Raw genomic sequence first — 8,215 nt, 5'->3', positions numbered from 1 at the left:
TGCTTCGTTCAGTTACGTATTGCTAAGGTTAAAGAACGACTTCCATACTCGTGTGACAGCACCTGTTCCGACTGTCTCATGTTGCGCCCATCTTTTCTTGTGCCGTTCCTATCCCAACTGCGCCCGGCAGGGTCAAGTCCGGTCCCGGCCCGCGCCGAAATCACGCAGAGGTGTTCTTGCAACCCCGATCCAGCGCGGGCATCCTTTGGCGAAATCATGAGGAATGCCATGAAAGCCCTTTTTGTCGCCGCCGCCCTGTCGGCCGCAACCGCCCTGCCCGCCACGGCCTTTGACCCGGCAAACATGTCCGAACCCGAAAAGCAGGCCTTTGGCGAGGCGATCCGCGACTATCTGATGGCCAATCCCGAGGTGCTGGTCGAATCGATCAACGTGCTGGAAACCCGCCGGGCCTCGCAAGAGGCGCAGAATGACAAGCTGCTGGTCGAAAACAATCGCGACGCCATTTTTCAGGACGGCCACAGCTGGGTCGGCGGCAATCCCGACGGCGATCTGACGTTGGTCGAATTCGTCGACTATCGCTGCGGCTACTGTCGCAAGGTCAATCCCGAACTGGAGGCGCTGATCAAGAACGACGGGAATATCCGCTTTATTCTGAAAGAGTTCCCGATCCTGGGGCCGGAAAGCGAACTGGCATCGCGATTTGCAATCTCGGTGCAGCAGATTTCGGGTGCGGATGACTACAAACGCGCGCATGACACCCTGATGGAGATGCGCGTCGCCAGTGACGCTGGAAACGCTGACCGAGGTGGCCGGGGAACTGGGTCTGGAGGCGGGCCCGATCATCAACCACATGAACTCCGCCGAGGTGACGGATGTCCTGGGCGCCAATCGCCAGTTGGCAGAGACGATGGCGATTCAGGGCACCCCCACCTTCGTCATCGGGTCCGAATTGCTGCGCGGCATTCCGGCCAGCGGTCTGGCACCTGCGGTCGAACAGATCCGCAACGCCGAAAAAGGCTGATATTCCAGACAAATACGCAAAGGGGCCACCGACTGCCGCCCCCTTTGAAACCCTCTGCCTCGCTTGACCTCGGGGGTTATTCGGCAGCTTCGTCCTTGGCGGCTTCGATCAGGGCGGCGCGTTCCTCGACCAGTCCGACGATATGGTCGACCATCTGTTCGTTGGTCATCTTGTGGTCCTGCTTGCCCGCCAGATAGATCATGCCCGCACCCGCGCCGCCGCCGGTAAAGCCGATATCCGTCATCAGCGCCTCGCCCGGACCGTTCACGACGCAGCCGATGATCGACAGGCTCATCGGGGTCTTGATATGTTCAAGGCGTTTTTCCAGCGTCTCGACCGTCTTGATGACGTCGAAACCCTGACGCGCGCAGCTTGGGCAGGAAATGATCTGGACGCCACGGGTGCGCAGGCCTAGCGATTTCAGGATCTCGAACCCGACCTTGACCTCTTCGACCGGGTCGGCGGACAGGCTGACGCGGATCGTGTCGCCGATGCCCATCCACAGCAGGTTGCCCAGACCGATCGCGGATTTCACCGTGCCGCCGACGAAACCGCCCGCCTCGGTGATGCCCAGATGGATCGGCGCATCGGTCGCCTCGGCCAGTTCCTGATAGGCGGCAGCGGCGAGGAACACATCGCTGGCCTTGACGCTGATCTTGAATTCGTGGAAATCGTTGTCCTGCAGGATCCTGATGTGGTCGAGACCGCTTTCGACCATCGCGGCCGGACAGGGTTCGCCGTATTTTTCCAGCAGATGCTTTTCCAGACTGCCCGCGTTCACGCCGATGCGGATCGAACAGCCGTGATCGCGCGCGGCCTTGATGACTTCGCGGACGCGGCTGGCATCGCCGATATTGCCGGGGTTGATGCGCAGGCAGGCCGCGCCCGCCTCGGCCGCTTCGATGGCGCGCTTGTAGTGGAAATGGATGTCGGCGACGATCGGCACCGGGCTTTCGCGGCAGATTTCGCGCAGGGCCTGGGTCGATGCGACATCGGGGGTCGAGATGCGGACGATATCGGCACCGGCATCGGCGGCGCGGATGACCTGATCCAGCGTCGCCCGCACATCCGAACTGTCGGTGTTCGTCATGGTCTGGACGGAAATCGGCGCATCGCCCCCGACGGGGACAGAGCCGACCATGATCTGCCGCGACTTGCGGCGGGAAATATTGCGCCAGGGGCGGATCGGATTATGGGTCATGAGCCTGCCTTTTCGCTTGACGCCAGACATAGCCCCGGCCGGGCAAGGCAGCAAGCCGCGACGCGCTTCACGGTTGCGTCACACCTGCGGGCTGCCCACCCCGGCATGCGGCGCTATTCCTGCAGCACGCCTTCGGTGGATGTGGTGTCGCCATTGCCCTGATCCGACCGCGCGACCGAAGCCAGCGCGATCATCTGCGCCAGTTCGGGATCCTTGGCCAGATCGGCAAAGGCAAAATTCGTGGTCAGCGCATTTGGCGAAAGCTCGACATTCTTGACGACCTTGGGGCCCGGCGCGGCGGGGCCATAGGTGCGGCCATTGACGCCGAAATAGATCGCGCCGGAATTGCCGGTGCGCAGGACCAGCGCCTCTTCCAGCTTGGGCAAGGCAAAGCGTTCGCCCGCATCCATGGTTTTTTCCAGCAAGACCGTGCCATCGGCCGAGGTGACGCGCACCCAGGCCGGGCGCACGGCCATCAACTCGACCTCGGCCGCGTCGGGCGCGACGGTGCGCACAGCCGCCATGTCGCCGGGCATTTCCGGCCCGGCCATGGCCAGCTCGCGCTGCGGCGCTGTGCCATCCGTCGCGGCATTGGCGGTGGCAGGGCCCGGACCTTCGGGATCGGCCACGGCCAGCGCCGTCGTGGTCGAGGTGACGCCCGGATCAATCGCCGCAATCGGCCCGTCGCGCGCCGTCAGCACCGGAACCTCCAGCACCTGCGGGCGATAGACGCGGTCCAGCCCCTCTGGCTGCGGCAGGTTGACCGAGGCGCTGTCGACCGCTTCGGGCATGGCGGCCTCTTGCACCGGATCCAGCGAGGCGATGACGCCCGGCGCCTGTTCCCCCGGTGTCAGATTGACCTTTTGCACCTCTTGCAGGACGGACCAGCCGCCATAGCCCAGACCACAGGCCAGCGCGATCATCACCAGGACCGAGCCCACGGCCCGCGGCTCGATCGAGGACCAGAAGCTTTGCGGTTGCGGCAGGAACAGCACATGCGGATTGGCCAGCGCCTCGACCGGGTCGGCGGGACGGCGCTGCGGTTTCGGCCCCGAGGCGGCGGGCGCCATGCCATGCAGCGGCTGGAACCCCGATTCGGCGCAGAACCGCTGGAACACCCAATCCCCGTCCAGCCCCAGATAGCGCGAATAGGACCGCACATAGCCGGGGATGAAGCTGGGCGCGTCAAATGCGCTGAGGTCGCAGTTTTCGATGGCGGCGATGTAAGAGGCACGGATCCGCAGTTCCCGCTGGACGTCCAGCAGGGATTTGCCAAGCGTCGCACGTTCGCCACGCATCAGATCGCCGAGGCGGATATCGTCGGTATCCTCGAACCCCGGCGGTGCGGTGACCGCCGTCGTGCCTTGCTGAGAGGGGGACGAACCCCGCAGCCCGATCATTTTGCGCCTGCCCTAATCTTTCTTGACCGATCTCTTCGAATCGGCGTTATCGCATAACTTTCTTAGTAGAAGATTATCACGGGCGCGAGAACAATTCACCCACAATCAGGTTACGCGACGGCAGACGAGCGGTTCAGTGCACATTGCGACCACAGGGCATCCATGGCCTGAACCAGATGGTCGATCTGTTTGGGATCATGCACCGGCGAGGGCGTGAAGCGCAGTCTTTCGGTGCCGCGCGGCACGGTCGGGAAGTTGATCGGCTGCACATAGATGCCGTAATCGGCCAGCAGCATGTCCGACAGCGCCTTGCAATGCACGGGATGGCCGACATGGACCGGGACGATATGGCTGCCGTGATCGACGATCGGCATGCCCAGACCGCGCAGGCGCATTTTCAGGATACGGGCATGCAGCTGCTGCTTGTCGCGCAGCCCCTGCCCCTCGGCGGTTTTCAGCAGCGCGATCGAGGCCGCGGCCCCGGCCGCAACCGCAGGCGGCAGCGATGTCGTAAAGATGAACCCCGGCGCATAGGACCGGATCGCGTCGATCATCAGCGCATCGCCCGCGATATAGCCGCCGAACACGCCAAAGGCCTTGCCAAGCGTGCCGTTGAAGATGCTGATGCGGTCCATCAACCCGTCGCGTTCGGCAACGCCGCCGCCGCGCGGACCATACATGCCGACGGCATGGACCTCGTCCAGATAGGTCAGGGCGTTGAATTCGTCGGCCAGATCGCAGATCGCAGAAATCGGCCCGAAATCGCCATCCATCGAATAGATCGATTCAAAGGCGATCAGCTTGGGCAGCGCGGGATCGTCGGCGGCCAGCAACTCGCGCAGATGGGCGACGTCATTGTGGCGGAAGATGCGCTTGGCGCCGTCGAAACGCTTGATCCCCTCGATCATCGAGGCGTGATTCAGCTCGTCCGAATAGATGATCAGGCCGGGAAACAGCTTGCGCAGCGTCGAAAGCGTCGCGTCATTGGCGATATAGGCGCTGGAAAAGACCAGCGAGGCCTCTTTGCCATGCAGATCGGCCAGTTCCGATTCAAGCCGGCGGTGATAGATGGTCGTCCCGGAAATATTGCGCGTCCCGCCCGAACCGGCGCCGGTCGCATCCAGCGCCTCGTGCATCGCGGCCAGAACGGCGGGATGCTGGCCCATGCCCAGATAGTCATTGCCGCACCAGACGGTGATTTCCTGTTCGGAGCCATCGGGGCGCGTCCAGATCGCTTGCGGATAGACACCCTTGCGCCGCTCGATGTCGATGAAGGTGCGATAGCGGCCCTCTTCGTGGAGTTTGGTGATCGCCTGATCGAGGGCGGCGTTATAATCCATCACAAGAGATCCCTTGCCTTGCTTGAACTCACATGCTGGGGAGACCATGAACTGATCCCGCGGGTCCGGCATTGATAAGGGTCAAAACCGGAAAAAGACAGTACTAAATTGTCGCAGTGCGACCATGGAACCATATGGCGGACCGACAAAAACACTCAGGAAAGGTAAAGACATGGCGGAAAATGACAGGCTCGACGCGGTGCTTGCACAGCTTGACGCGGGACTGGATGCGGCGCTGGAACGGCTGACGGAATTCCTGCGCATTCCGTCGATCTCGACCGACCCCGCCCATGCCGGTGACGTGCGCGCCGCGGCGGACTGGCTGTGCAACGAATTGCGCGGCATCGGTTTCGACGCGACGGTGCGCGACACGCCGGGCCATCCGATGGTCGTCGCCCATTCGCAACCCGGTGGCGGTCGCCGCGTGCTGTTTTACGGCCATTACGACGTGCAACCCGTCGATCCGCTGGATCTGTGGGACCGTCCGCCTTTCGATCCGGTGATCGAGGATACGGCCAGTGGCGCGGTGATCCGGGCGCGCGGCGCATCCGATGACAAGGGCCAGTTGATGACCTTTGTCGAAGCCTTCCGCGCCTGGAAGGCGGTTCATGGCGAATTGCCGCGCGGCCTGACCCTGCTGTTCGAGGGCGAGGAGGAATCCGGCTCGCCCAGCCTGCGGCCCTTCCTTGTGGAAAACGCCGATGAGCTGCGCGCATCCATCGCGATGATCTGCGATACCGGCCTCTATGCCGATGGCCGCCCGGCGATCACCACCATGCTGCGCGGGCTGTATGGCGAGGAAATCACCATCCGCGCCGCCGACCGCGACCTGCATTCGGGCATGTTTGGCGGTCTTGCCGCCAACCCCTTGCAAATCCTGTGCAATGCGCTGGCGGGCATGAAGGATGCCACGGGCCGCATCACCCTGCCCGGCTTTTACGATGGCGTCGGCGAACTGCCCGCCGAACTGCGCAGCGACTGGCAGGATCTGGGTTTCGATGCCGCCGCCTTTCTGGAAAATGTCGGCCTGAACACCCCGATCGGCGAACGGGACCGCATGGGTCTGGAAATGGTCTGGAGCCGTCCGACCTTTGAAATCAACGGCATGTCGGGCGGATATACCGGCGAGGGTTTCAAGACCGTGCTGCCCGGTTCCGCCAGCGCCAAGGTCAGCTTCCGTCTGGTCGGCGATCAGGACCCGGCCCGGATCAAGGCCGCGTTTCAGGATTACATGCGCGCGCAGGTGCCCGCCGATTGCGAGATCACCTTTACCCCGCATGGCGGCAGCCCGGCCAGCCGCATGAACATCTCTGACCCGGCATTCGGCGCGGCCAAACAGGCGCTTGGCGAGGAATGGGGGCGCGATGCGGTCTATATCGGTTCGGGCGGGTCGATCCCGATTGCCGGGGATTTTCAGGATATCCTGGGGATGGATTCGATGCTGATCGGCTTTGCCCGCGACGATGACCGCATCCATTCGCCGAATGAAAAATACGACGTGGACAGCTTTGCCCGGGGCGCGCGCAGTTGGGCGCGGATTCTGGCCGCGCTGGCATGATGGGCTGCGCCCCGGCAGGCGGTCGGCGCATGGCCGGGGCGCGCTATCCGTCGGACTGATAAAGCTCCAGCGGCAGACCGTCGGGATCGGCGAAAAAGGTGAACAACCGCCCCGTATGATCGTCGAGGCGGATCGGTTCGACCGCGACACCCTGCCCTTCAAGCCACAGCCGGGCGGCCTCTACATCCGCGACTGCGAAAGCCAGGTGCCGCAAGCCCTGCGCCTCAGGGCGGTCGGGGCGGATGGGGGCGCCGGGAAAGGAAAACAGCTCGATCTGCGAACCATCCGGCAGGGCAAGGTTCAGTTTCCACGAATCCCGCGCCGCACGAAAGTTTTCGGCCAGGATGCGCAGCCCCAGAACCTCGGTATAAAAGGCGCGCGACCTGTCGTAATCCGAACAGATGATGGCCGCGTGATGGATGGCGCGCAGCATGGCAAAACCCTGACCTGACAAAAGAAAAGGCGCCCCGGAACGGGGCGCCAAAGCCTTTGCGGGCGTCGGATCAGGCCGCGCGGGCGGTCAGCACGTCGCCGACCTTTTTCTGGGCACCGGCTTCGTCGGTTCCGGTGACGGCGGCGACTTCGCGGGTCAGGCGATCCAGCGCAGCTTCATACAGCTGACGTTCGGAATAGGATTGTTCGCGCTGATCGTCGTTGCGATGCAGGTCACGCACGACCTCGGCAATCGACATCAGATCGCCCGAGTTGATCTTCTGTTCATATTCCTGCGCGCGACGCGACCACATGGCACGCTTGACGCGGGCCTTGCCTTTCAGCGTTTCCAGCGCACGGTCGATCAGATCGGGGGTGGACAGCCCGCGCATCCCGATTTCCGAAGCCCGCGCGGTCGGCACGCGGAGCGTCATCTTGTCCTTTTCGAACGAGATGACGAACATTTCCAGCCTGAGTCCCGCAACTTCCTGTTCCTCGATGGACACGATCTTGCCCACGCCATGGGTCGGATAAACGACAAAATCGTCAGGACGGAATTCAGACTTCTTCGATTTCGACATTTGGCTTCCTCTAGGTGGCGCCATCACGCGGCGCAAAATGCCCCATGGGGGAAGTTTCCCCTTATGGGCCTTATGATTGTTCCTCTGTGGCCCCTGCCGAGCAGCAGCAGGTTGCGACACTACAAAGACAAACGGGCAGCCGCCGGGCTTGTCCGCTTGCCAATGAATGTGACAGGTTTATATCACGAAATTCGCCCAAAAGATAGCATCTTGCGGCGGCGCGGCATTTTCGGGCGCGCGCCCGTTATTATCAATGCAATCAGCCCCTTACGCAGGAAACCCCGACAGGGATCGCGGCAATGTTCACCGAATCATGTCAGGGTTGCGGGAGAATCAATCCCCCTGACCCGGTTCGGGAGAGAAATATTTTTCAAGCTTGCCGGGCACGCCATCCAGTTCGGCGGCCGTGTCCATCTGGTCTTTTTTCCGGGTGATGACGGGCCAGAGTTCGGAATATTTCCGGTTGAATTCGACCCAGCTTTCCATGTCCGGCTCGGTATCGGGGCGGATCGCGTCGGCAGGACATTCAGGTTCGCAGACGCCACAGTCGATACATTCGTCGGGGTGGATGACCAATGTGTTTTCACCCTCGTAGAAACAGTCCACGGGGCATACCTCGACGCAGTCGGTGTATTTGCACATGATACAGTTATCGGTGACGACGTAAGTCATGGCCTGTTCGTTCCTGTTTCCTTCCGGGGTAGTTACGCCCGGTGGGTCA

The 8,215-nt window shown here is 62.5% G+C and carries 8 protein-coding genes and 1 pseudogene; 3 read left to right on the top strand and 6 right to left on the bottom strand.

What is annotated here, in order from left to right; translation table 11 throughout:
• Positions 1-78 precede the first annotated feature (78 nt).
• Both PE067_RS22070 and PE067_RS22065 read left to right on the top strand, forming a co-directional pair.
• Positions 79-627 (top strand): annotated as a pseudogene (locus tag PE067_RS22070) (thioredoxin domain-containing protein); the annotation flags it as partial.
• Positions 628-742: 115 nt separating this feature from the next.
• Positions 743-982 (top strand): DsbA family protein, encoded by a 240-nt coding sequence (locus PE067_RS22065; RefSeq protein ID WP_346429751.1) that lies wholly within the window; start codon positions 743-745, stop codon positions 980-982.
• 76 nt (positions 983-1,058) lie between these two features.
• On the opposite strand, the gene ispG is transcribed toward PE067_RS22065, so the two are convergent.
• From ispG to hemA, 3 genes are all read right to left on the bottom strand, one after another.
• A complete protein-coding gene (ispG, locus tag PE067_RS21665) occupies positions 1,059-2,183 on the bottom strand; it encodes a flavodoxin-dependent (E)-4-hydroxy-3-methylbut-2-enyl-diphosphate synthase (RefSeq protein ID WP_276191867.1) in 1,125 nt (374 codons plus the stop codon).
• Positions 2,184-2,296: 113 nt separating this feature from the next.
• A complete protein-coding gene (locus PE067_RS21660; RefSeq protein WP_276191866.1) occupies positions 2,297-3,583 on the bottom strand; it encodes a helix-turn-helix domain-containing protein in 1,287 nt (428 codons plus the stop codon).
• 110 nt (positions 3,584-3,693) lie between these two features.
• On the bottom strand, positions 3,694-4,923 hold the full coding sequence (hemA, locus tag PE067_RS21655) for a 5-aminolevulinate synthase (protein ID WP_276191865.1): 1,230 nt from the start codon (positions 4,921-4,923) through the stop codon (positions 3,694-3,696).
• A 172-nt stretch (positions 4,924-5,095) separates the two neighbouring features.
• On the opposite strand from hemA, the gene PE067_RS21650 reads away from it, so the two are divergent.
• The gene (locus tag PE067_RS21650) at positions 5,096-6,481 is read left to right on the top strand and encodes a M20/M25/M40 family metallo-hydrolase (RefSeq protein WP_276191863.1); all 1,386 of its coding nucleotides are present in this window, start codon (positions 5,096-5,098) and stop codon (positions 6,479-6,481) included.
• Between the two features lie 43 nt (positions 6,482-6,524).
• On the opposite strand, the gene PE067_RS21645 is transcribed toward PE067_RS21650, so the two are convergent.
• From PE067_RS21645 to fdxA, 3 genes are all read right to left on the bottom strand, one after another.
• Positions 6,525-6,914 (bottom strand): VOC family protein, encoded by a 390-nt coding sequence (locus PE067_RS21645; protein WP_276191862.1) that lies wholly within the window; start codon positions 6,912-6,914, stop codon positions 6,525-6,527.
• 70 nt (positions 6,915-6,984) lie between these two features.
• Positions 6,985-7,494 (bottom strand): CarD family transcriptional regulator, encoded by a 510-nt coding sequence (locus PE067_RS21640; protein ID WP_276191860.1) that lies wholly within the window; start codon positions 7,492-7,494, stop codon positions 6,985-6,987.
• Positions 7,495-7,827: 333 nt separating this feature from the next.
• Complete coding sequence (gene fdxA, locus PE067_RS21635; protein ID WP_276191859.1) at positions 7,828-8,166, bottom strand: ferredoxin FdxA; 339 nt, start codon at positions 8,164-8,166, stop codon at positions 7,828-7,830.
• Positions 8,167-8,215: the final 49 nt, after the last annotated feature.

The organism is Paracoccus sp. DMF-8, assembly GCF_029309835.1.
Lineage (GTDB): Bacteria > Pseudomonadota > Alphaproteobacteria > Rhodobacterales > Rhodobacteraceae > Paracoccus.
This window is presented reverse-complemented; position numbering and strand designations above follow the sequence as displayed.

Excerpts from the sequence above, each read along its gene's own strand:
- PE067_RS21645 (WP_276191862.1), bottom strand. The coding sequence starts at position 6,914 with ATGCTGCGCGCCATCCATCACGCGGCCATCATCTGTTCGGATTACGAC.
- ispG (WP_276191867.1), bottom strand. The coding sequence starts at position 2,183 with ATGACCCATAATCCGATCCGCCCCTGGCGCAATATTTCCCGCCGCAAG.
- PE067_RS21660 (WP_276191866.1), bottom strand. The coding sequence starts at position 3,583 with ATGATCGGGCTGCGGGGTTCGTCCCCCTCTCAGCAAGGCACGACGGCG.
- fdxA (WP_276191859.1), bottom strand. The coding sequence starts at position 8,166 with ATGACTTACGTCGTCACCGATAACTGTATCATGTGCAAATACACCGAC.
- hemA (WP_276191865.1), bottom strand. The coding sequence starts at position 4,923 with ATGGATTATAACGCCGCCCTCGATCAGGCGATCACCAAACTCCACGAA.
- PE067_RS21640 (WP_276191860.1), bottom strand. The coding sequence starts at position 7,494 with ATGTCGAAATCGAAGAAGTCTGAATTCCGTCCTGACGATTTTGTCGTT.
- PE067_RS21650 (WP_276191863.1), top strand. The coding sequence starts at position 5,096 with ATGGCGGAAAATGACAGGCTCGACGCGGTGCTTGCACAGCTTGACGCG.